This is a genomic window from Halorussus salinus (genome assembly GCF_004765815.2).
GTDB classification, from domain to species: domain Archaea; phylum Halobacteriota; class Halobacteria; order Halobacteriales; family Haladaptataceae; genus Halorussus; species Halorussus salinus.
Genome location: NZ_SBIS02000007.1, coordinates 650,155 through 672,862, shown reverse-complemented (window position 1 = coordinate 672,862; position 22,708 = coordinate 650,155). Strand labels below are relative to the sequence as shown.

Here is a 22,708-nt window from a genome sequence, read left to right as displayed (position 1 = left end):
GTGGGTGGGATAGAGTTGTTCGCGCAACAGCCCCCGTGGCGGTCGCGTACGCCGATAGTGGGGACTAGGAGGAAAGGATGGGATTGTTTACGGACCTGAAAGACAGCATTTCCCGCGTTACGGACAAGCTCTTCTCGGCCCAAGAGCCGAGGCGTATCGGTATCTACGGCCCGCCGAACGCCGGAAAGACGACCCTCGCGAATCGTATCGCCCGTGATTGGACTGGCGACGCAGTCGGCCCCGAGAGCCACATTCCACACGAAACACGACGCGCCCGTCGCAAGGAGAACGTCGAAATCGAGCGCGACGGCAAGACGGTGTCTATCGACATCGTGGACACGCCGGGCGTGACGACCAAGGTGGACTACGAGGAGTTCCTCGACCACGATATGGAGAAAGACGACGCGGTGCGTCGCTCCCGCGAAGCCACCGAAGGCGTCGCCGAAGCGATGCACTGGCTCCGCGAGGACGTGGACGGCGTCATCTACGTGCTGGACAGCACGACCGACCCCTTCACGCAGGTCAACACGATGCTCATCGGCATCATCGAGAGCCAAGACCTGCCGGTTCTCATCTTGGCCAACAAGACGGACCTCGAAGATTCGAGCGTCCAGCGCATCCGCAACGCCTTCCCGCAGCACGAGACGATTCCGCTCTCGGCGCTCGAAGGCGAGAACATGGACGAAGTGTACGACAAAATCGCGGAGTACTTCGGGTGATATCATGCCGGAAGTGACAGAGGACGACCAGAACGACGGCGTCCAGATCGACCTCATCGGGGCCGACCGGATGGCCGAGATGGCGTCGATGGAGAAGATACGGATGATACTCGACGGCGTCCGCGACGGCAACATCGTCATCCTCGAAACCGGCCTCTCGCCCGACGAGGAGAGCAAGCTCATCGAGGTGACGATGACCGAGATAAGCCCCGACGAGTTCAACGGCATCGAGATAGAGACCTACCCCCGCTCGGAAACCGCCGACCAGAGCTTCTTGGACCGGCTGATGGGCAAGGAATCGACCCAGAAGCTCACCGTCATCGGCCCGGCGAACCAGATCGAGACGCTCCACAAAGACGAGAACCTCATCAGCGCGCTCGTCTCCCGTAAATAATGCCTCACCAGTGTACCAACTGCGGTCGGACGTTCGAGGACGGCTCGAAGGAGATGCTGTCGGGCTGTCCGGACTGCGGCGGGAACAAGTTCCAGTTCCAGCCTGCGAGCGCCGCAGCTGGGAACGCTGGCGATGGCGTCGGAGCGGGGGCGACACCGGCGACCGAACCGCGGAAGACCCCCGAGAACGTAGGGGCCGCCCGCGACGCACCCGAAACCGGGGGCCGCGCCGGGACTCGAAAGCGCGGCGACCCCGGAGACCGCGGCGATGCGAACTCCGAACGAGCGCGAGAAGACGACTCGGCGACCGAGGCCAGTTCCGGCGCGGTCGATCGCGCGGCCGCGACGGTCCGCGACTGGGTGAGTACGCGAAACGACGCCGACACCGCTGCCCGTGACGGCGCGCCCGGCCGCGAAGACACTCCGACCCGCGAAAACACCTCCGCCCCGGAGCGTGCGCCCGACTCCGAGAGCGACCGCTCCGGTTCCGCTCGAAACGGGTCGGTTCCGACCGACCCGAGCAACGAGGACTCGGCGCAGGCGAGCGCGCGCTCCGACATCGTCAGCGACTCGGAACTCCCCGACGACCCGCCGGAAGACGCCGCGCAGGTCGGTCCCGCCCCGGCCGACGCGGACGACGACGCGAACGTCGTCAGCGCCCCCGACGACGACAACCCCGGCCTGAAGGAACTCCGCGAGGAGCTAAACAGCCAGTTCGAGAGCATCCGCATCGTCAATCCGGGCCAGTACGAACTCAACTTGATGGAGTTGTACGAGCGCGAGGAGTACATCATCTCGCTCCAAGAGGACGGCAAGTACGTCATCGAGGTCCCCGACGCGTGGGACGCCGCGGAGCGCTGACGAGGTAATCGTCCCGCTTGCTTCCACCGCGACGCGCTTTCCAGCAAGGCCGAGGGCTTCGCAAAACTGTTTACCGTGCGCTCCGCAAACTCCGGTATCCGATGTTGGACGACGCCAAGCGCCGGGCCCAGCGCGTCGCGTTTCTCTTTCCGGCCGCGCTCGCTCGCCTCGGTCTCCTCGACCGCGAGAAGGGCGAGGAGGCCTTCGACCTCGCGGTCCCCGTGATGGTCACGGGCGGGATGCGGACCCTCCTGCGGGTCGCGGACTTCTTCATGGTCGGGCGGGCGCTCGGCGCGGAGGCGGTCGCCGCGCTCGAACTCGGCTTCCAGTACTTCTTCATCCCCTTCGGCCTCTCGCTGGCGCTGACCAGCGGGACCATCAGCGTCGTCTCGCGGTTCGAGGGCGCGGACGAACACGACAAGGCCAACTTCGCCATCAAGCAGTCGCTCTGGCTCGCGCTCGTCCTCGCGGTCCCGATTACCGCGGTGACGTGGGTCTACGCCGAACCGATGATAGACGTGCTGACCGACGACCCCGACACCATCCGGCTCGGGGCCATCTACCTCAAGATAATCATGCTCTCGGTGTCGTTCCGGTTCTGGAGCATGATCGCCGCCCGCGCGCTGGCCGGGGTCGGCGACACCCGGACGCCGATGTACGTCCGCCTGCTCACGCTCCCGACCAACATCTTCCTCAACGCGGTCCTCATCTTCGGTTGGGGTCCGTTCCCCGAACTGGGCGTCGCGGGCGCGGCGTGGGGCACCGCCCTCGCCAACGTCCTCGCGGCGACCATCTTCACGGGCGCGCTCCTCTCGGGTCGGTACTCGGTGCGCCTCCCGCTCGGCGGCAAGCAGTGGGACTGGTCCATCGCGGGCGAAATCGTCCGCGTCGGCCTCCCGCTGGCCGGAACGCGACTCTCCCGAACCCTCGGGCGGTTCCCCTTCCTTCTGGTCCTCACGACGCTGGGCACGCCGGTCGTCGCGGCCTACGCCATCGGCCGCCGGGTGATGCTACTGGCGCTGATGCCCGCGTGGGGGTACTCGACGGCCTCCTCGACGCTGGTCGGCCAGTCCATCGGCGCGGGCGACGACGAGGAGGCGACCGAGTACGGCTGGCAGACGCTCCGCATCGCGCTGGTCACGCAACTGCTCATCGGCGCGGTGCTGTTCGCGGCGGCCCGTCCCGTCGCGGTCGCGTTCGGCACCGAACACGTGGACCTGACCGTCACCTTCGTCCGCGTGTTCGGTCTCGGGGTCGCGGCGTTCAGCGTCTCCCGGACGATGCGCGGGGGACTGCGCGGCGCTGGTGACACGCGCTGGCCCTTCTACGGCGCGTTCGTCGGCACCTACTTCTTCAAGCTCCCGGTCGCGTTCCTCGCCATCGCGCCGGGCGTCGTCCTCTTCGAGGCCGCGGGGTGGCAGTTCGCGCCGGGGATGGGCTTCGGTCTGGTCGCGGTCTACGTCTCCATCGTCGGGGACATGTACCTCCGGGCGGTCGTCAACGTCTTCCGATTCTGGACCGGGAAGTGGAAGCGCATCGCCCGCGAGTCGGACGTGGGGGCCGGAACCGGCGCGGACTAAACCTGCCAATTTTAAACGCTCGCGCCCGAACGACCGACCATGAGCAAAGCAACCAAGATCACGGTCGGAACTATCGGCATCGTGACGATACTGGCGGTCGCAGTGTTGGCCAACCTCTGGCTCGCGGCGTGATGTTCGAAGAACGGTCGCTGTCCGGCGAGGTCGCGGCGGTCCGCGAAACTCACGCGCCCGACGCGCTGGTCCTCGACTCTGGGTCGGACTTCGAGACGCTGGCCCCCGAGCGCGCCGAGGACCTCGGCCTGCTCGTGGACGCGCTGGATCCGCTGACCTACCCCGCCGAGTGGCTTCCCGACGACGCGCCGGAACTCCTCGCGCGATTCGCGGGGTCGGACTTCACGGTCGGAATGCCCGGCGACGGGAGCGTCGCGTGGACTCGCCAGACCGACCCGCCGGTCGCGTTCGTCAAGCCCCGCGTGCAGGGGTCGCCCGACGACTTCGTGGACTTTCTGATTGCAGAGGCACTCGTCGAAATCGGCACCGGACTCCCCGAACACTTCCTCGGGTTCTTCGAGGAGCGATATCGGGACCTCGACGCCGCGCTCCCCTTCGACTCCGGGAGCGTCTACCAAATCGCGGCGGCGCTGTACGACGCCTACCTCGGTCTCCACACCCGAGAGGTGTTCGAGTCGTGGGGCGGTCAGTCGGAGGCGGACGATGCGTCCGGCGACATCGACCACCCGCGACTCTTCGCGGCGTGGCAGGACGCGGGCGAGCGCATCGAGCCTCGACTCGAAACGCTCCCCTCGTCGATGGCCCGCGACGAGACCGACTTCGCCGACGCCGCGGAGTTCGCCTGCGCGGCCGTGAAACACGGCCTCGAACTCCCCGCCCCGTTCGCGGCGCTCGACACGACAGCCTACCGAGACCACGGCACGGAGTACGCGGTCAAGTGGGCGGAGAAGACCTTCGAGTAGGGCGATGAAAACGAAAACCGTAGGCGGGCGAGACCTATCGAATCGGCGGTACGTCCCGTCGGCCGAACGCCTGTGTGACCCGCTCTAGCACACGAATACTGCGTTTCCCGTAACGGTTTTCACCCTCCCTAGCTAGTGGTAAAACGATCAGTCATGGGTGACCACTGGGACGTGCGCGGCGACGCACACGGCTGGGAGGAACAGCTCTACCCCGACGGCGACGACGACGAGGAGTCCGCCGAGGGGCCGACGACCGAGTGAGAAGCGACCGAACGCATTGCGGACCGACCCGACTCGTTTTTCGCGCCCGGAAAATTTGGTCGAGCGCGAGCCGTCTCTCGATTACCCCTCGGTTTCGTCTGGAGATTCTGGTACGTCCGAGAAACAGCTACGTCCGAGGATTCCGGAGCGCGGTCAGACTATCTGCTCGCCGTCGTCGTCGTAGACCCGAATCGCGTCCACGGGACAGACGCGCGCGGCCATCTTGGCGTCGAACTCGGCGTCGTCCGGAACTTCGCGGACGAAGGTGTCTTCCGCTTTCTCCTCGGCATCTCGGAGGTCGGCCTTCCCGTCCTCGCGGTTCTCCTCGAAGGCGTCCCACTCGGCGGTACACTGGAACATCCCGGTGCAGGTGTCGCGGTCGAACTCGACTCTCATGGCTCCGGGTTGGACGGGGACCGCCTAATCCCTGCCGGAGTTCGGGAGACTGCAATCGGTCGAGTCGAGAAATCGAGTCGCTACCGCCGACCGTGAGTGGTCGTTGACGAAACGGAGATATGATTTGACGGATCTAACTACTGCCGACGCCAATCGGACCGCACCGAAACCGCACGGCACGGTACCGCTCCTCGTCCTCCCCAGCCTCCTCCCTTCGGTCGTCCCTCGCGCGGATTGGCGCGTCGCCGTGGGCGACGCGCCCGCACGCGCCGGGACGAACGGTCGATGGCTTGCGCCGGGACGAACGGTCGATGGCTTGCGCCGGGACGAACGGTCGATAGCTTGCGCCGGGACGAACGGTCGGGGACGCGCGCCACCGAAGCGAGCGTTCGTCTCCGAGGAATCGCCACCGACCGCCCTGCCCGACCCGACAGTTTAAACCTGAAGACGCGCCAAAGGCGGAGTAATGATTACTTCCGTCTCCCCGCGGAGGTGGGCGGCGTGACCGTCGAAATCGGCGACATCCCCGACCTCCCCGAGGGCGTTCCCGAACACTTCCGCGAGCAGGGCATCGAGGAGCTATACCCGCCCCAAGGCGAGGCCGTCGAGGCCGGGGTCGCCGAGGGCGAGAGCGTGGTCGCCAGCGTCCCGACCGCCAGCGGGAAGACGCTCGTCGCCGAGTTGGCGATGCTCACCAGCGTCGCCCGCGGCGGGAAGGCCCTCTACATCGTCCCACTCCGCGCGCTGGCCAGCGAGAAAAAGGCAGAGTTCGAGGAGTTCGAGGAGTACGGCATCGACGTGGGCGTCTCGACCGGCAACTACGACAGCGACGGCGACTGGCTCGCCCAGAAGGACATCATCGTCGCCACCAGCGAGAAGGTGGACTCGCTCGTCCGGAACGGTGCCCAGTGGGTGGACGACCTGACCTGCGTGGTCGCCGACGAGGTTCACCTCGTGGACGATTCACACCGCGGACCGACGCTGGAGGTCACCCTCGCCAAACTCCGGAAGATAAACCGCGACCTCCAGACGGTCGCGCTCTCGGCGACGGTCGGCAACGCCGACGAGATAGCCGACTGGCTCGACGCGACGCTGGTGGACTCGACGTGGCGACCCATCGACCTCCAGAAGGGCGTCCTCTACGGCCAAGCCCTCCACTTGGACGACGGGTCGAAGAAACAGATTTCCAAGGGCAACGAGAAGGCCACCGCCGCGCTGGTCGAGGACACCCTGACCGACGACGGTTCCTCGCTCGTGTTCGTCAACTCCCGGCGGAACGCCGAGGCCGCCGCCCGGCGACTCGGCGACGTGACCCGCGACCACCTCACGCCCGACGAGCGCACGGAACTTCTGGACATCGCCGCCCGAATTCGAGACGCCAGCGACACCCAGACTAGCGACGATTTGGCCGACGCGGTCGAGAAGGGGTCGGCGTTCCACCACGCGGGCCTCTCGTCGGAGAGCCGCGAACTCGTCGAGGAGGCCTTCCGGGACCGACTCGTGAAGGTCATCTCGGCGACGCCGACCCTCGCCGCCGGAGTGAACACGCCCTCGCGCCGCGTCATCGTCCGCGACTGGCGGCGCTACGACGGCGACGTTGGCGGCATGCAACCGCTCGACGTGTTGGAGGTCCACCAGATGTTCGGCCGCGCGGGACGGCCCGGACTCGACCCCTACGGCGAGGCGGTCCTTCTCGCCAACAGTCACGACGAACTGGACGAACTGTTCGACCGCTACGTCTGGGCCGACCCCGAGCCGGTCCGGTCGAAACTCGCGGCCGAACCCGCCCTCCGGACGCATCTCCTCGCCACCGTCGCCTCCGGGTTCGCCGACTCCGAGGAGGAACTGGTCTCGTTCCTCGAACGCACGCTCTACGCGACCCAGACCGACGAGACCGGCCGCCTCGAAACCGTCACTCAGAACGTCCTCGAATATCTGGAACGCAACGAGTTCCTCGAACGCGACGAGGGCAGTCTCCGCGCGACCGGTCTCGGCCACCGCGTCTCGCAACTCTACATCGACCCGATGAGCGCCGCCGAAATCATCCACGGCATCCGGTCGGCCGACGACCGACCGACCGCGATGGGACTGTACCACCTCGTCTCCCGGACCCCCGACATGTACGAACTCTACCTGCGGTCGGGCGACCGCGAGGAGCTAACCGAACTCGCCTACGAGCGCGAACGGGAGTTCTTGGGGTCGATGCCCTCGGAGTTCGAGGACGAGGCCTTCGAGGACTGGCTCTCGGCGCTCAAGACCGCGCGGCTCCTCGAAGACTGGGCCTCCGAGCGAGACGAAGACGAGATGGCCGAGGAGTACGGCGTCGGACCCGGCGACATCCGCGGGAAGGTCGAGACCGCCGAGTGGTTGCTCAACGCCGCCGAACGACTCGCGGGCGAACTCGGCCTCGACTCCGGCCCGGCCATCCGCGAGGCGAAAAAGCGCGTCGAGTACGGCGTGGGCGAGGAACTGCTCGACCTCGCTGGCGTTAGGAACGTCGGCCGCAAGCGCGCCCGCCGACTCTACGAGGCGGGCATCGAGAACCGCGCCGACCTCCGGGAGGCCGACAAGTCGGTCGTCCTCGGCGCGGTCCGCGGCCGCCGGAAGACCGCCGAGACCATCCTCGAAAACGTCGGTCGAAAGGACCCGGACATGGAGGGCGTCGAAGCCGACGGCGACGCCAGCGCCGCGGACGCGACCGAAACCGGGGGAACGACTGATACCGGTCAGCAGAGCCTCGGTGATTTCGAATGACGAGCGACCGCGACCCGCGCGGGAGCGACCCGACCTCCTCGGAGGTGTCCCGATGAACCTCGTGACGGGCCGCGCCGACATCGCGGACCTCGACGCTTTCGTCGAAGACCTCGGAGCCGTCGGCGACGAATTCGACTGCGCGGTGCAGGCGTTCGACGCCGACTACGTCCTCGGCGAGGCCCACCTTCGAACCGCGGTCGAACACGCCGACCGCGCCTTCGAGCGCGGCGAGAACGTGGCTCGGGAGCGCGCGGTCGAAATCCTCCTCTACGCCGCGGGCCGCAGACAGATCAACCGCGCGCTCCGGATGGGCGTCGGCGAGGGCGAGACCGACGCGGTGGTAGTCGTCCACTCGCCGGACGGCGACGCTGAGAGTGAGCGAGACGCGGCCGAGGAGGTCCGGGACTTACTCGACCTCGCGTCCGCCGAGACCGACGCGCTCGCGGCCGACCGTATCGACGCCGAGGAGGTCCGGGAGTTCTTCGACGTGAGTGACGCGGAACTGGACGCCACCGACGCGACGCTCGCGGACCTCGTGCGCGAGCGGGTCGCCCTGCTGGACGTGGAGAAGTAGCGGCGAAAGGGGCCAGAAGCGAGCGAAAGGAAGTGGCGACCACTCGTCGCCCAGCCGCGACTTCCCCGAGGAGTCAGTGAGCAGGCTATCCTACTGTGACTCCGTGCGGGTCAATCGTCGATACGCGACGTACAGTCCGACGACCGCCGTCAGCAACTCGACCGCGGCTTTCGTCGTCTGAAGGGCTGTCGTCGCTTCGACGGCGACCACGACTGGGTAAGGTGTGGTCATCGACTCGTCACCGTGTAACCACGGTGACAATCGATACGAAACGGACTCGAAACAAAAAAGTTTCTTTTGACTAAATAGTCGAGGTACGCGAGCGAGACGTGTATGTAAGAACGCGAAAGACGCGACTGGCGGTATGAATCGGTAAAAGGCATCAGTTGCGCACGGTGACGCACCGATGCCACACCTTACCCGCTTTTAACTACAGTCCGACTGCTAATATGTTTTCCCCTCGGAACGTGACGCGCTTGCGGACCCGACAGCCAGCAGGGTTACGGATTTCACGACCGTATCGGAAGCCATGGCCGACTACGACCCGGACGCCGAGGAGGAACAGCGCCACGCCCGCGAGCGCCAGCACGAGCGGACCGAGAGCGTCGAAGACATGCTCGGTGAGGCGGGCCGGATGCTCGGCGAACACAAGTACCCCGCGACCAGCGAGGAGTTGGCCACCGAGTACGGCGACCAACCGCTCGACCTCGGGAACGAGACCGAGTCGCTGGGGAGCGTCTTCGACCGCCTCGTGGACGAGCGATTCGACACGGCCGACGAGGCCCGCGAAGCGGTCTACGACCAGATAACCGGGGAGGCGGGCGGCCCCGAGGAGTACAACGACGAGCGCGCGCTCGGTGAAATCGACGCGGACGTGACCGACGACGAGTCGAACGCCGACGCCAACTGACCGGCCCGGACGCGGTCGGTGTCCGGCCCGCACTGGACGCTCCAGTTGAAACGAAGGGGTTAAATGCGACGACGGGAGTACGGCCTGCGAGTCGGTTTAAAACAGGGCGGTTCGGTCCGAACGACGCTCTCCACGCTATTTGACCGCAACACTTCGTTCTTGCGGTTCGCTCTGGCCTCCGAGTCGGAGCTATCCATCGACCGAAGCCCGGAGCCGGTGTGAAACGGTTGCAACTGTCTTCGGGGTTTACCAGTTCGAGTTCCTCTTCAGAGTCGTGGTGGTCTATCGGTTGGAATGCGCAGACTGCGGAGAGTCGCGCGTCGGCAGGGAGACCGACGACGGTATCCGTCCCGTCCGAGACGAGTGTCCGGAGTGCGGTGGCTCCGAGTACGACGTTTCGGCGCACGGTCCCGAGGACTGACCTGTCGCGAATCGACACTTCTCACCACGACTGTTGACTGCCGACCGTCGGCGACGACTTCGACCCGTCGGTGACGACTTCGACCCGTCGGCGACGACCTCGGACCGTCACCGCGACTGGTCGGCGGCGTCGGCGAGGTCGACGTTCGTGAACTCGAAGCGCGCGCCACCGTCGGTTCCGGCGGTTATGGCGTAGTCCCAGCCGTACGTCTCGGCCAACTCCGCGACGAACAGCAGTCCGAACCCGGTGCCGTCGGTGGTGTATCCGGCCTCGAAGACCCGCTCGCGCTCGTCTTCCGGGATGCCCGGTCCGTCGTCCTCGACGTAGAATCCCGACGCGAGGCTTCCCACCCGAATTGTGACGCTTCCGTCGGCGTCTTCGGCCGCGTCGTCGGCCGCTGGCCGACTGCTCGTGGAGCCGTGTTCCACGGCTTCATCGTCCGCAGGACAATTGCCCGTCGAACCGTGTTCGACGGCGTTCTCGAAGAGATTTTCGAGGAGATGCCGGAGGTGAATCGCGTCCGCGAGCGGCGTCCGGTCGGACTCGACGACCAGATTCGCGTGGGAACTGTCGATGTCGTCCCAAGCGTTCTCTGCCACTGTGGCGAGTTCGACCGCCTCTTGGTCGAGTTTCTGGCTCTGGTCGCGGGCGATGAACAGGATTACCTCGACCATCTCCTCGATGCGGTCGAGCGCCGACTCGACCTCGGCGGCGGCGTCGGGGTCGCCTTCCGTCGCCTTCTCGTGGTATATCTGGGCGATACCGATGGGGTTGCGAAGTTCGTGGGCGAGGAGGCTCGCGAAACTGTCCAGTCGCTGGTTCTGTCGTCGAAGCTGTTCGCGCTGGTCCTCCAGTTTCTCTCGTTGTTCCTTGAGCTTGCGGTGCTGTTCTCGTAGTTGCCGGGCCTGCGTGGTGGCCCGCGCGTCGTAGATGCCGACGAGAAAGCCGCCGGTCGTCCCGATGGCCGTCGAGAACGTTGCCGACCAGACCGACACCCGAAACGGATTCAGCGGTTCGTGGTGAAGTAGACCCAAGAACGCCAAGATGATGGCGAATCCGCCGAGACACCACGCGACGACGCGCGAGTAGGCCTCGGGGTCGATGTCGGACCGCGGCAGTCGATATCCGCCGTAGAGGAGAACGAGACCCGGTCCGCCGACGATGGCGAAGTCGAGGAGACCGCCGAAACTAGCCTCGGTATCGACTATGACGAGGAGCGCGAGTCCGACGGCGAACGCGACGTACGTCGCGCCAGCGAACGCGACGAACCAGTGTCCGAATCTAGAAAGTATCTTCTCGACGCCCCGTTTCACGAGAGAACCAAACGAACCGCCGACATTTAGTTTTACTCACACCCGATACGTTTGCGGTCGCTCGCCGGAGAAGACGAAATCGGAGAAGTAGTCCCAGAAGGATTCGAACCTTCGTCGAAGCCCCCAGAAGGCTTCAGGATTGGCCACTACCCCATGGGACTGCGCATCCTGTCGTACTCGCCGGGGGAATGTAAGCGTTGCGCGTTCGTCCGAATTTGCTAACGCGTGGCACTCCTCGCGGTCGATTCTATCGCTCGCGTCGCACCCGCTCTTCCAACTCGTCGTCTTAGCTTCACCCGTGCATAAACCAATACGTACTTGGCCTCTAAGTGCGCACGTTCGTGTATGTACGTCGGACGCTTCGTCGTCGTCGGCCCCGAAACCGCGGCTTATCGCGTCTCGTCGCGGTCGTTCCCGAACCGACAGATAATCGAGCGCGACGCCGCGCTGACGGTCGCGCCCACCGCGGACGCGCCCGAGACGGATAACCCCTACATCTCGTACAACTGCGCGCGGACGGTCGGCGCGGAGTCGGCGGACGCCGCGAGCGGGACGGACGCCACGAACGGGACGGACGCCACGAGCGAGGCGACCGCCGCGGACGCGGCAGTCGTCGGCAACGGCTCGCATGTGGACCCCATCACCGAGAAGTTGGAACTGGGCTACCCCGCCCGCGACGCCCTCGCCGAGAGTCTGCTGGCGCTCGACTACGAGAAAGACGACTACGACACTCCGCGAATCGCCGGGGTCCTGACCGAGGAGTCGGCCTTCGTCGGCACCGTCCGGCGAGACGCCTTGTTGGTCCGCGAGGTTTCGGAACCGACGCTCGTGGCGACCTACGAACGAGACTCCCCCGAGGAGTTCGAGTTCGCGGCCGACACCGCGGCCGAGGCGGCGGCCGAGGCCTACGACCTCGACTTCGAACACGCGGTCTGTGCCGCTGGCGTCGCGCGCACGGACGACGGGTTCGAGTTCGCCGTGGAGAACGGCGACTGAACCGCCCGGTCGATATTCGAGTCGGAGTGCGTCGCCGAGGAGAAAGCCGGGACCGAAATTAAGTCCCGCGACCTCCAAGGCCATCCCATGCAAGTCGGCGTTCTCTCGGACGTTCACTCGAACCGAGTCGCCTTCGAGACGGTCTTAGACGACATGCCCGACGTGGACGCGCTGGTCTGTGCGGGCGACGTGGTGGGGTACAACCCGTGGCCAGCCGAGTGCGTCGAGTTGGTCCGCGAGCGCGAGATTCCGACGGTGATGGGCAACCACGACCGCGCGGTCGCCTCCGGCACCGCCTTCCGGTTCAACCGGATGGCGAAGGCTGGCGTCGAGTTGGCCCGTGAGCGACTCACCGACGACCAGTTGGACTGGTTGGACGACCTGCCGAACGAGCGTCTCCTCTTCGACGGTCGGGTCAAAATCGTCCACGGTCACCCCGAGGACCCCGACCACTACACGATGCCCGACGAGTTCTCGCCCGACCTGCTGGGCGACGAGGAGGTACTGGTCATGGGCCACACCCACGTCCAGCACCACGAGGAGTACGCCGACGGCGTCGTGATGAACCCCGGTAGCGTCGGCCAACCGCGCGACGGCGACCCGAAGGCGGCCTACGCCCTCCTCGACTTGGACGACCTGTCCGTCGAGGAGCGCCGCGTCGAATACGACGTGGCGGCCGTGCAGAGAGCGGTCGAAGACGCGGGATTGCCGAGCAAAATCGGCTCTCGGTTAAAGTACGGGAAGTAGAGTTAGGACCGGGACCGAAGCTTTCAGTTCCCAGATGTTTACAACCGTGGAAGTCCTATGGAGACACGTCTGACGGGGAGGGACCCGAGGAGTCGATGCAGCGACCTCCGGTTCGTCTCCGCGTCTTCTCCTCTCTCGGTTCAGTACCTTTTCGGACTCCAGCCCGAGTACTGTGTCGATTCTGATAAACAGTAGAATTGCGGACGCGTTCGTCGCTTTCAGGCGATCTCGTCGTACTGCTCGGAGAGCTTGTCCGCGGCCTCGCCCAACTGTTCGCGCTCGTACTCGGTCAGGTCCCACTCCACGACCTCCTGCACGCCGTCGCTACCGAGCTTGACCGGGACGCCTAGCGCCACGTCGTCGTGGCCGTACTCGCCGTCGAGTTTGACCGAGCCGGGCAGGACCTCGCCCGTGTCGCGGACGACGGCCTCGACCATGTGGCCGACGCCGGTGGCCGGACCCCACTGGGTCGCGCCCTTCTTCTCGATGACGTTCATCGCGCTGGTCTTGAGTTCGTCCAGAATCTCGTCTTTCTCGTCGTCGCTGAACTCGGGGTCCACGCCGTTCACGCGGACCTTCGAGAAGACCGGCACCTGCGCGTCGCCGTGTTCGCCCAGAATCGTCGCCTCGACGTTCTGAACCGGCTCGTCGAAGCGCTGGCTGAGGACGTAGCGGAAGCGCGCGGAGTCGAGGCGGCCGCCGAAGCCGACGACCTTCTCGCGCGACCGCTCGCCGACCTCGTAGAGGTGGCGGTTGAGCAGGTCCACCGGGTTCGAGGTCGTGACCGTCACGAAGTCGTCGTTGTACTCCGCGATGGACGAGCCGATGTCCTCCATGATGGGCGCGTTGTCGCCCGCGAGGTCGATGCGGGTCTGGCCGGGCTGGCGCGGAATCCCGGCCGTGATGACGACCACGTCCGACCCCTCGGTCTCCTCGTAGCCGCCCTGCCGGACCACCGTGTTCGAGTCGTAGGCGGCCCCGTGGTTCACGTCGGCGGCCTGCCCGACGGTGTCCTCCTCCTTGTCCGGGATGTCTACGAGTACCAGTTCGTCCGCGATGTCCCGAAGCGCGATGTTGTACGCCGCCGCGGCCCCGACGGTTCCGGCCGCGCCGACCACGCTGATTTTCGTCATACCACGTAAAACGCCGCCCGGAAATCCGTTAAGTGCTTCGGAACGGTCGAAAAACGGCCGCCGGAGGTCGGCAGACGACGCTTCGAGGTTCGACTATCGACGTACTCCCGTCGTCGGTCGCCGCCACTCGGCCAGACACGAGGTTTTTCGGTCCGGAAAGCCACTGTCCTCACATGAGCAGCGACGACGATTCGGGATTCGACAAGGAGGCCGAGCGCGAGAAGTTGCGCGAGAAGTACGGCGACGACGAGAAAGACCGCGAGAACACCCGGCGGATGAGCGAACTCCTCTTGCAGGGCGCGACCATGACGGGCAAGCACTGCGACAACTGCGGCGACCCCATCTTCCGGTACGATGGTCAGGAGTTCTGCCCGACCTGCCAGCACGAAGCCAAGCAGGCCCAACAGGCCCAGAGTGCAGAAACCCAACAAGCACAAAACGGAGGGACCCAGCAAGCACAGAACGGCGAGGCCCAGCGAACACAGGGCGGAGAGCCTCGACAGCCCCGGAGCGCACGAACCGAGGAGACCGACGGTCCCGACGGCCGAACCGCCGGGCGAGCGGCGTCGGACGGCGACGCCGCGAACGCCGACGCGGAGACGGACCGACCGACCGACCACGGCGACGACGAACCCCGCGTCGAAATCAACGACGTTCGGGTCGCCGACCGTCACGCCGACCGGTCGGACGTGCGCGCTCCACCGTCTCAGTCCGAGAACCGAGGGTCCCGGTCTGAGAGTGGCGGTCGGGGACACGACCGAACGCGCGCTTCGGACCGAAGCGCGGACCGCACGCAGGGCCGCCGAGGAGGCCACGACCACGGTGAAACCCACCAGCACGCGCGGGACGCCCACCGACCCGCGACCGGTCCGAGCGACCGCGACGCGACCGCTCGAACTGCGGCCGACTCGGGCGACCTCGGTCCCGCCCGCGAGGCGCTGGTCCGCAAACTCTCGGACCTCGCGCGTCGCGCCGAGGAGACCGACGACGTGACTCGCGCTCGGGAACTCCTCGGGGCGACCCGCGAGGCCGCCGAGGCGCTGGCCGCGCTCGACCGGGCAAACCGTTAACCCGACCCCGACCGACGTTCCTGCATGGAAGTTCTCGTTCCCATCGACGGCTCCGAGTGTAGTTTCCGCGCGCTCGACTTCGCCATCGACTTCGCCCGTCGGTTCGAGGCGTCGCTCCACGTCGTCCACGTCAGCGACAGCGAGACCGACGCGACCGACGAGATTCTCGACCGCGCCCGCGAGCGACTCGACGAGGCGGGCGTCCCGGACGAACCCGAAGTCTCGACGGACGTGGACCTCTCGTTCCGACCGGCCGAGCGGGTCGGCAAGGACATCCTCGCGCTCGTTGAGGAGCGCGGCTACGACCACGTGGTCATGGGTCACCACGGCAGCGGCGCTGTGGACCGAATGATGCTCGGGAGCGCGGCGCACACCGTGGTCGAAGAAGAGACGGTCGCGGTGACTATTGTTCCGTAGTCACGCGGGAAGAATCCGAGCGGGTCGGTAGCACGGTCGGTCCCGCGGGGGCCTCCGCTCGCAGTCGAGCGAACAGGAGGTCGAGGTCCGGCAGTTCGCGGTCCCCGTCGTGAGTTTCGTGCTGGGGTTCGCCGTAGAGGGACTGCTCGTCGTAGTCCGAACCGGTCTCGTGACACGGCTCGCCGTAGAGCGTCCGCTCGTCGGGCCCGTCGGCGGTCTCGTAGTTCGATTCACCGTAGAGCGAATCGACGCTTCCCGTGTCGTCGTCCGTGGAAGGCCGTTCGTATCTCATTTACTCGGTACCTACTCAAGAATGCGTATCGACATAAGTCGCCCCGGCCGTTTTGATGAGTTTTGCTCGAAAACTATCTCTTACGCGCCGCCTACGGGCGAGTAAGCGACCGTTTCTCACGGGGGAGCGCCGTCGTCTGCCGGAACAACGTCGAAATTCGCGGAACTGTTCACGCTCGTTCACAACTCGGTGGTACCACCACCGGCCGCTACCGGTCGTAGTCGCTTCCGACGACCTCGCGGATTCGCTCGGCGGTGACTTCACCGACGCCTTGAACCTCTAGTAAGTCGTCCTCTCTGGCCGTCATGACCGCCTCGACCGTCTTGAACTCCTCCAGCAGGGACCGGGCGGTCACGGGACCGATGTCCGCTATCGAGGAGACGACGTACTCCTGTTGTTCGGCCAGCGTCTTGCTCGCCTTCTCGCCGTGGACCGACACCTCGCGGTCGTCGGCCTCCTGCTCGCGGGTGGCGATGACCTCCAGCAGGTCGGCGGTGTCGTCTTCGCCGGTCGTCCGGAGGACGCTCGCGCCGAAGTCCACCGCCAGCGACGAGAGCGCGCCCCGAATCGCGTTCGGGTGGACGTTGCGCTCCTCGTAGAGACCGTCGCCCTCCAGAATCACGACCGGCCGGGCGTAGTGGCGCGTCGCGTCGCCCAACTGCTCGAACATCGAGCGGTCGCCGCCGGTCAGCGTGTCGAGGAAGTCCCCGACCGACTTGCGCTCGACCACCACGCGGTCGCTCAGCACGTAGTCGCCGACCGAGAGCGTTTCGAGGCGAGTCTCGACGCCCTCGCGCGTCGAGAGGTCCCGCGCGATGGTCGAGTCGAGTTCGCGCTGGTCGGCGACGATTTCGACCGTCTCGTCGTCGGGTTCGGCGGCGGCGACGACGCCCTCGTCGCTCTCGTCTTCGGCTCGCTCCTCGGTTTCGGTCTCGTCTCTCTCGTCGGCGTCGTCTCCCCCGCTATCGCCTTTGTCTCCCGCGGTGTCGTCTCTCTCGTCGCTCGCGTCGAACGCTTGCAGTCCGGGTTCTACCTCGCTCCCCGAGTCGTCGCCCGCTTCGGTTCCGCCGCCGGACCCCGAATCGAAGTCGCCCAACTGGCGCTGGGAGTCGTCCAGTTCCTCCTCAACCTCGTCGGCAACGCCCTTCAGCTTCCGTAACTCGGTCTCCATTTCGTCTTCGCGGCGCTTGGAAATCCAGAAGTAGGCCTCGTCGCGGGTGTCCTCCGCGAGGAGAACCGCGACCCGACCCTTGGCCTGTCGCCCGGTCCGACCCTTGCGCTGGATGGACCGGATGGCGGTGGGGACCGGTTCGTAAAACAGCACGAGGTCCACCTCGGGCACGTCCAGTCCCTCCTCGGCGACCGAGGTCGAGACTAGCACCTCGAAGTCGCCGCCGCGGAAGCGGTCCAAGACCTCCTGCTGTTGCTTCTGGGTCATTCCGTCGCTTCCTTCCTTGTCGCCCTGCCCGACGAATCGCTGGGTGTCGAAGTGCTGGCCCAAGAATTCGGTCAGGGCCTCGGCGGTGTCGCGGGACTCGGTGAACACGATGACGCGCTCGCCGTTCTCGATGCCCAGCGTCTCGGCGATGCGCATCCGGGCACGGGAGTACTTCGGGTGGAGGTCGTCGTACTTCTCGGCTCTGCGCATCGCCTCCTTGACTTTGGGTTCGGAGACGAACCGTTGGCTGGCCTTCGACGCGCCCGAGGACTTGGCGGCGTTTCGCTGGCGCTCGAAGTACCGCCGCAGGGCTTCGACGCTCTGGGTCTCGACGTAGGTGACGGCGGTCCGGAGCTTCCGAATCTCGGCGAGCGCCGACATGCCTTGGTACCCCTCCGACTGGTCGTTGTCGATGAGTTGCTGGAGTTCCGCCCGCATCTTCTTGATGTCGGTCTCCGAGAGGTCGGCGCTCGTCTTGCGGGTGATTCCCAACTCCTTCAGCTTCGCCAGTCGTTCTTCCACGACCTCGTTCAAGGCGTCTCGAATCTCCAACACGTCGTCGGGTAACTCGACGCGCTCCCACTCCACGTCGGTGTCGTGGGTGTACTCGTCTACGTCCGAGTCCTCCTCGGTCATCACCTCCACGTTCTCGATGCCGAGGTTCTCACAGACTTCGAGGATTTCCTCCTCGTCGCCGCCCGGAGACGCGCTCATCCCCGTGACGAGTGGGTCGTTCGCGTCCTGATGGTATCGCTCGGCGATGTAGTTGTAGGCGTAGTCGCCGGTCGCGCGGTGGCACTCGTCGAAGGTGACGTGTGTAACGTTGCCGAGGTCGATTCGGCTTCCCACGAGGTCGTTCTCCACGACCTGCGGGGTGGCGATGACCACGGACGCGCTCTGCCAAAGCTCCGTGCGCTCGTCGGGCCGGACCTCGCCGGTGAAGACCACGATGTCGTCGTCCGGAATATCGAGGGCCTCCCGGTAGAAGTCGGCGTGTTGCTGGACGAGCGGTTTCGTCGGCGCGAGGAGTAGACTCTTGCCGCCCACGTCCGCCAGTCGCTCGGCGGTCACCAGCAGGCTCACGGTCGTCTTCCCGAGACCGGTCGGCAGACAGACCAAGGTGTCCCGGTCCTTGGCCGACCCCGCGAGTTGCAACTGGTACATCCGGCGCTCGATGAACTCCGGGACGAGGAGTTCGTGGTCCACGTACTGCTGGTCCCCGGTCGTCGCCATTCGTGGGCAGGTAAGTCGGCATCCGATTAAAGGGTTCGCCTATCGAGGTGAAAGTGAAACGGGGGCGAACTCAGAGCCTCACCGTCGGCAGGTACTGCAACGCCAGATACATCACGACCGCCGAGACGACCGGAATCGTGATGTTGTCGTCGATGACGTAGCCAGCGACGATTGGTTTCATGCCGTCGGCCAGCGTCGCGGCCAGCGCGCCCAACACTGCCGCGACTAGCGGGAGGCCCGACAGACTCGTGATGAGCAGACAGACGCCGAACGTGAGCAAGAGCGTGTGGGTCTGCTTGACGCCCAACTCGCCCGAGCCCGCCAGCCCGCTGATGGGGTCGGCGATGGTGAGCATCAACATCGCGGGGACCGAGACCCGCGGCCCGAACGCGAGGGCGGCCACGGTCATCCCGAAGATGTAGAGCGCGTAGCCCGCGAGGTTGTCCTGCTCGTACTCGCGGGTCAACTCGTCGAAGATGCGCCAGTCCAACCCGACGAACAGCCGAATCACTTCCAACACGAGCGCGACGACCGAACTCGCCACGAGCAACAGTTGCAACTCCCGGTAGGACGCGAGGTCCAGCAGGTACAGCGCCGGGTAGCCCGTCCCCGAGACGTGGACGAGTCGGCGCTTGACCTCGCTGGGTAGCGACACGGTTACTGTTCGGGGGCGGGCGCGTCCAGCTCCGCGAAGGTCGTTTCGCCCGTGCGGAGGTCCCCGAGGAGGTCGGGCAGGTCCGCGATGGGCACCCGGACCTGTTCGGTCGAGTCGCGCTCGCGGAGGGTGACGGTCTCTTCTTCTAGACTCTCGTAGTCCACCGTCACGCAGAACGGCGTGCCGACCTCGTCCTGTCGCCGGTAGCGCCGACCGATGTTGCCCGAGTCGTCGTAGGTCACGTCGAAACCGGCCGCGCGGAGGTCGTCGGTAATCTCACGGGCGGTCTCGCCCATGCCGTCTTTCTCCATCAGCGGGAAGACGCCGACGAAGGTGGGCGCGACTTCGGGTTCGAGCGCGAGGCGCTTGCGGCTCTCGCCCTCCACTTCGTCCTCCTCGTAGGCGTGAATCAGCGTCGTGTAGACCGCGCGGTCCACGCCGATGGAGGGTTCCACGACGTGGGGCATGACGTGTTCGCCGGTCTCCTTCTGCTCCTCGACGCCGAAGCCGGTCTTCTCGGTCGGGACGGCGTACTCGTCGCCGTCGACTTCGACGGTCACCTCCTCGGAGTCGAACGCCGCGCGGTCGCGCTCGGCCAGCTTTTCGAGTTCGTCGGCCACGGCTCCGGCGTCGCCGCCGAACTCCGGCCCGAGGTAGCTCATGTCGGGCTCGACGGTCGCGCGCTCGACCACCTTCGGCTCGTCGTACTGCTTGAAGACGGTGAAGTCGTCGTCGGAGTACTCGTCGTGTTTACTCAGGTCGTAGTCGCTCCGGTAGGCGAACCCGGCGAGTTCGTACCAGTCGCCGTCGATTTCGCCCTCGGCGTCCCAGCAGTCGGCCGCGTAGTGGGCGCGCTCGCCCGCGAGGTGCTGGCGGAACCGGAACCGGTCCATGTCCACGCCGATGGACTCGTACCACTGCTTGCCGACGCCCAGATAGTAGGCGACCCACTCGTGAACGACGCCCTCCTCGACGGCCTCCTCGACGGTCTTGTAGACGTACTCGGTGCCGTCCTCCTCCTGTGCGTCGGCCGGGTAGAGTTTGAGTTCCACGTCGGCGACCTTCTCGATGTCCGGTTCGTCCTCGTTGGGGTCGATGAAGTGTTCCAACTCCGCCTGCGTGAACTCCCGCGTCCGGATGAGCGAGTTTCGGGGGGAAATTTCGTTGCGGTAGGCCTTGCCGATCTGGGTGATACCGAACGGAAGCTGGTTGCGGGCGTACTCCGCGAGTTGCGGGAACTCCACGAAGATGCCCTGTGCGGTCTCGGGGCGCAGATAGCCCGGCGAGGAGTCGCCCGGCCCGATGTTCGTCTCGAACATCAGGTTGAAGTCGTCCACCGACTCGCCCGCGAGTTCGGTCCCGCAGTTCGGGCAGACGAGGTCGTGGTCGGCGATGAGCGCCTCCACCTCGTCGATGGGAAGCGCCTCGGCCTCCTCGATGTCCGTGTTGTCCTCGATGAGGTGGTCCGCGCGGTGGCTCTCGCCGCACTCGGGACACTCCACGAGCATGTCGTCGAAGGTGTCGAGGTGGCCCGACGCCTCGAAGACGGGTTCGGGCATCACGGTCGGGGCGTCTATCTCGCGGTGGCCCTCGCGGACCTGAAACCGCTCGCGCCACGTGTTCTCGACGTTCTGCTTGAGCGTCGCGCCCTGCGGGCCGTAGGTGTAGAACCCCGAGACGCCGCCGTACGCGCCCGCCGACTGGAAGAAGTACCCTCGGCGCTTGGCCAGTTCCACGAGGTCGTTTCGGCTCACTGTAGGGCCTCCAGCAGATTCACGTCGCGGACGATGCCCGTGAGGCGGTCGCCGTTCATCAGCGGAATCTGCTCGATGTCGTTGCGAAGCATCATCTGGGCGGCCTGCTTGGCGGTCTTCTCGCCCGAGACGGTCACTACGTCGTGAGTCATGAACTCCTCGACCGGCGCGGCCGGAATCTCGACGTTCCGGGTCGGCAGGTAGCGCTTGCCGACCGCCTTGATGGACTCCCACTTCCAGTCGTCGTCCTCGTCGGCGATGGAGTCGCCCGTGTCGTCCTCGCCCTCCACGACGCGCGCGACCTCGATGATGTCCACCTCGGTCAGCACGCCGTCCATCTCGCCCTCCTCGTCGAGGACGACCGCGTAGGGCAGGTTCGCGTAGTAGAGTTCGCGCTCGGCGACGGTCAGGGGCGTCCCGTCGTAGGTGGTGTTCACGTCGCGGGAGGCGATGTCGCCGACCGCCGCGTCCCCGGCGGCCTCGCCGTCCGCGATGGCCCGAACCACGTCGGTCACGGTGACGATGCCCTCCAACTGGCCGTCCACGACCGGGACCCGGCGCGCGCCCTCCGAGACCATCAGGGCCGCGACCTCCTCGATGGTCGTGTCCTGCGTGGTGGTCGGCACGTCGCGCATCAGCATCGCGAGTTGGTCCTCGTCGGGGTTCTCGATGAGGTCGTCGCGCGAGATGAGACCGCGGAACTCCTCGGTACCGTCGCTGTTCTTGACCACGGGAACGGACGAGAACGACCGCTCCTGTAGATACTCTAGCACGTCGTCGCGGGTGCCCGGAAGTTCCACGGTGACGACCTCCGAGCGTGGCGTCATGGCTTCGCCTACGTTCATGTTCGCGCGATACGGGTCGGGGCGTCTTGTAGTCTACGAACCGAACATTCCGACTTCGCCCGTCCGTCCCACCGTTTCGGCTGACTTCACCGACCGCGAACGAACTTCTCTCGACCTTCGACCCGGCGCGTGGGGCGCGACCCTCGTGGTCGCGCCGATCGCGTGAGGGATGAGTAGCGCAGGTCGAAGACCGAGCAACGCAGTCGGTTGGGGAGGCCTGAGGTGCAGTCGCGGTGCTGTGCAGTGACTCCTTGGAGTCGGCAATAGCTAGCTTCTCGCCGCTTTCTACGTCAGAATCGTTCTTTTGATGCCGCTCACAGATAGAAACACTCGTCCGATGTCACCCATCGACAGAAGCACTCGTCCGAACTACTCGGAGTCCGACTCCTCGTCGTCCAGCACGTCGTCGAAGGGCACGTCGTAGCCCGCGTACTTGTGCGGGTCGGGGAAGAACTTCGTCAGGTCGTCGTGGCGGAACGACCCCAAGTGGGTGCCGTCGAGCGTCTGAACGTGGGTATACATCTCGTCTTCCTTCAGCGCGGTCTTGACGAGACCGGGGGCGTGGCGCACCTCGAAGTTACCCGCGAGGAGTATCGCGGTCTCCGACTCGGGGTCCAGCAGTTGAGTCAGCATGAAGATGCGACCCTGCATCTCGTTGCGGAATACGCGATACTCCGGGAACTTGCCGGTCTCGACGGCCTCGGAGAACTCGTCGGCGTCGTTGCCGGGGACGACGTGGACGAACCCCCAGCGGTCGGTCTCGCCCGAATCGGGGTTCGTCGGCGCGGTGTGGCCCGCGCCGATGGCGACGACGCTCCACCCCTCGGCTTCGAGGTCCTCCTCCATCGCCCGCATGTCGTCGATGGTGCGCTGCCACGCGCCCTTGTGAACGTCCGCGCTCGCGGCGATCTGCTCGGCGTAGTCGGGGTCTTCTCCCTCCCCTGCTTCTGGCATGTGTACGTCTGACGGCCTTCCGCCGGTAAAACCTGTTGTTTGGGGACCAACGCCGAT

Annotated in this window: 23 protein-coding genes and 1 tRNA gene; 13 read left to right on the top strand and 11 right to left on the bottom strand. The window is 66.0% G+C overall.

Features of this window, described 5'->3' with window-relative positions; translation table 11 throughout:
• The first annotated feature begins 77 nt into the window (after window positions 1-77).
• The 6 genes from EPL00_RS16975 to EPL00_RS24105 all read left to right on the top strand — a co-directional run bounded on the left by EPL00_RS16975 (window position 78) and on the right by EPL00_RS24105 (window position 4,749).
• On the top strand, window positions 78-719 hold the full coding sequence (locus EPL00_RS16975) for an Era-like GTP-binding protein (protein WP_135853259.1): 642 nt from the start codon (window positions 78-80) through the stop codon (window positions 717-719).
• Window positions 720-723: 4 nt separating this feature from the next.
• Entirely contained in the window at window positions 724-1,113 is a 390-nt protein-coding gene (locus tag EPL00_RS16970; protein WP_135853260.1) for a DUF2073 domain-containing protein, read from the top strand.
• Entirely contained in the window at window positions 1,113-1,973 is an 861-nt protein-coding gene (locus EPL00_RS16965; protein WP_135853261.1) for an OapC/ArvC family zinc-ribbon domain-containing protein, read from the top strand. The genes EPL00_RS16970 and EPL00_RS16965 overlap by 1 nt, the downstream gene beginning before the upstream one ends.
• Window positions 1,974-2,074: 101 nt before the next feature.
• Window positions 2,075-3,553 carry an MATE family efflux transporter gene (locus tag EPL00_RS16960; RefSeq protein ID WP_135853262.1) on the top strand — a complete coding sequence of 493 codons (1,479 nt, stop codon included), beginning with the start codon at window positions 2,075-2,077 and terminating at the stop codon, window positions 3,551-3,553.
• A gap of 131 nt (window positions 3,554-3,684) precedes the next feature.
• Complete coding sequence (locus EPL00_RS16955; RefSeq protein WP_135853263.1) at window positions 3,685-4,488, top strand: DUF7089 family protein; 804 nt, start codon at window positions 3,685-3,687, stop codon at window positions 4,486-4,488.
• A gap of 135 nt (window positions 4,489-4,623) precedes the next feature.
• Window positions 4,624-4,749: a hypothetical protein gene (locus EPL00_RS24105; RefSeq protein ID WP_274381007.1), complete on the top strand. Its 126-nt coding sequence runs from the start codon at window positions 4,624-4,626 to the stop codon at window positions 4,747-4,749.
• 153 nt (window positions 4,750-4,902) lie between these two features.
• Here EPL00_RS24105 and EPL00_RS16950 read toward each other — a convergent pair whose 3' ends face one another.
• Window positions 4,903-5,145, bottom strand: coding sequence for a ferredoxin (locus EPL00_RS16950; RefSeq protein WP_135853264.1), 243 nt, complete (start codon window positions 5,143-5,145; stop codon window positions 4,903-4,905).
• Window positions 5,146-5,646: 501 nt separating this feature from the next.
• Between EPL00_RS16950 and EPL00_RS16945 the strand changes: the two genes are divergently transcribed.
• Both EPL00_RS16945 and cgi121 read left to right on the top strand, forming a co-directional pair.
• Entirely contained in the window at window positions 5,647-7,899 is a 2,253-nt protein-coding gene (locus tag EPL00_RS16945; RefSeq protein WP_135853265.1) for an ATP-dependent DNA helicase, read from the top strand.
• Window positions 7,900-7,951: 52 nt separating this feature from the next.
• The gene (gene cgi121 / locus EPL00_RS16940; RefSeq protein WP_135853266.1) at window positions 7,952-8,473 is read left to right on the top strand and encodes a KEOPS complex subunit Cgi121; all 522 of its coding nucleotides are present in this window, start codon (window positions 7,952-7,954) and stop codon (window positions 8,471-8,473) included.
• A 90-nt stretch (window positions 8,474-8,563) separates the two neighbouring features.
• On the opposite strand, the gene EPL00_RS16935 is transcribed toward cgi121, so the two are convergent.
• Window positions 8,564-8,704: a hypothetical protein gene (locus EPL00_RS16935; protein ID WP_162224249.1), complete on the bottom strand. Its 141-nt coding sequence runs from the start codon at window positions 8,702-8,704 to the stop codon at window positions 8,564-8,566.
• 298 nt (window positions 8,705-9,002) lie between these two features.
• Between EPL00_RS16935 and EPL00_RS16930 the strand changes: the two genes are divergently transcribed.
• Window positions 9,003-9,383 carry a DUF5789 family protein gene (locus EPL00_RS16930; protein ID WP_135853267.1) on the top strand — a complete coding sequence of 127 codons (381 nt, stop codon included), beginning with the start codon at window positions 9,003-9,005 and terminating at the stop codon, window positions 9,381-9,383.
• Window positions 9,384-9,911: 528 nt separating this feature from the next.
• On the opposite strand, the gene EPL00_RS16925 is transcribed toward EPL00_RS16930, so the two are convergent.
• Window positions 9,912-11,117 (bottom strand): sensor histidine kinase, encoded by a 1,206-nt coding sequence (locus tag EPL00_RS16925; protein ID WP_135853268.1) that lies wholly within the window; start codon window positions 11,115-11,117, stop codon window positions 9,912-9,914.
• Window positions 11,118-11,205: 88 nt separating this feature from the next.
• Window positions 11,206-11,278 (bottom strand) — tRNA-Gln (locus EPL00_RS16920).
• Between the two features lie 184 nt (window positions 11,279-11,462).
• On the opposite strand from EPL00_RS16920, the gene EPL00_RS16915 reads away from it, so the two are divergent.
• A complete protein-coding gene (locus tag EPL00_RS16915) occupies window positions 11,463-12,113 on the top strand; it encodes an IMP cyclohydrolase (RefSeq protein WP_135853269.1) in 651 nt (216 codons plus the stop codon).
• 87 nt (window positions 12,114-12,200) lie between these two features.
• Window positions 12,201-12,860, top strand: a complete 660-nt coding sequence (locus tag EPL00_RS16910; RefSeq protein WP_135853270.1) for a metallophosphoesterase family protein — start codon at window positions 12,201-12,203, stop codon at window positions 12,858-12,860.
• Window positions 12,861-13,078: 218 nt separating this feature from the next.
• Here EPL00_RS16910 and mdh read toward each other — a convergent pair whose 3' ends face one another.
• Window positions 13,079-13,993, bottom strand: a complete 915-nt coding sequence (gene mdh, locus EPL00_RS16905) for a malate dehydrogenase (RefSeq protein WP_135853271.1) — start codon at window positions 13,991-13,993, stop codon at window positions 13,079-13,081.
• 173 nt (window positions 13,994-14,166) lie between these two features.
• On the opposite strand from mdh, the gene EPL00_RS23865 reads away from it, so the two are divergent.
• Both EPL00_RS23865 and EPL00_RS16895 read left to right on the top strand, forming a co-directional pair.
• Window positions 14,167-15,063 (top strand): Sjogren's syndrome/scleroderma autoantigen 1 family protein, encoded by an 897-nt coding sequence (locus EPL00_RS23865; protein ID WP_135853272.1) that lies wholly within the window; start codon window positions 14,167-14,169, stop codon window positions 15,061-15,063.
• A gap of 24 nt (window positions 15,064-15,087) precedes the next feature.
• A complete protein-coding gene (locus EPL00_RS16895; RefSeq protein WP_135853273.1) occupies window positions 15,088-15,480 on the top strand; it encodes a universal stress protein in 393 nt (130 codons plus the stop codon).
• Here the strand turns inward: EPL00_RS16895 and EPL00_RS16890 are convergent.
• From EPL00_RS16890 to EPL00_RS16865, 6 genes are all read right to left on the bottom strand, one after another.
• Entirely contained in the window at window positions 15,467-15,772 is a 306-nt protein-coding gene (locus EPL00_RS16890) for a hypothetical protein (protein ID WP_135853274.1), read from the bottom strand. The two genes, EPL00_RS16895 and EPL00_RS16890, sit on opposite strands and share 14 nt — an antisense overlap.
• 208 nt (window positions 15,773-15,980) lie before the next feature.
• Window positions 15,981-18,443, bottom strand: coding sequence for a DEAD/DEAH box helicase (locus EPL00_RS16885; RefSeq protein ID WP_135853275.1), 2,463 nt, complete (start codon window positions 18,441-18,443; stop codon window positions 15,981-15,983).
• Window positions 18,444-18,513: 70 nt separating this feature from the next.
• Window positions 18,514-19,098, bottom strand: coding sequence for a diacylglycerol/polyprenol kinase family protein (locus EPL00_RS16880; RefSeq protein WP_135853276.1), 585 nt, complete (start codon window positions 19,096-19,098; stop codon window positions 18,514-18,516).
• Window positions 19,099-19,100: 2 nt separating this feature from the next.
• Complete coding sequence (gene glyS / locus EPL00_RS16875; RefSeq protein WP_135853277.1) at window positions 19,101-20,852, bottom strand: glycine--tRNA ligase; 1,752 nt, start codon at window positions 20,850-20,852, stop codon at window positions 19,101-19,103.
• The gene (locus EPL00_RS16870) at window positions 20,849-21,697 is read right to left on the bottom strand and encodes a CBS domain-containing protein (RefSeq protein ID WP_135853278.1); all 849 of its coding nucleotides are present in this window, start codon (window positions 21,695-21,697) and stop codon (window positions 20,849-20,851) included. The genes glyS and EPL00_RS16870 overlap by 4 nt, the downstream gene beginning before the upstream one ends.
• 369 nt (window positions 21,698-22,066) lie before the next feature.
• The gene (locus EPL00_RS16865) at window positions 22,067-22,651 is read right to left on the bottom strand and encodes a DUF7529 family protein (protein WP_135853279.1); all 585 of its coding nucleotides are present in this window, start codon (window positions 22,649-22,651) and stop codon (window positions 22,067-22,069) included.
• Window positions 22,652-22,708 lie beyond the last annotated feature (57 nt).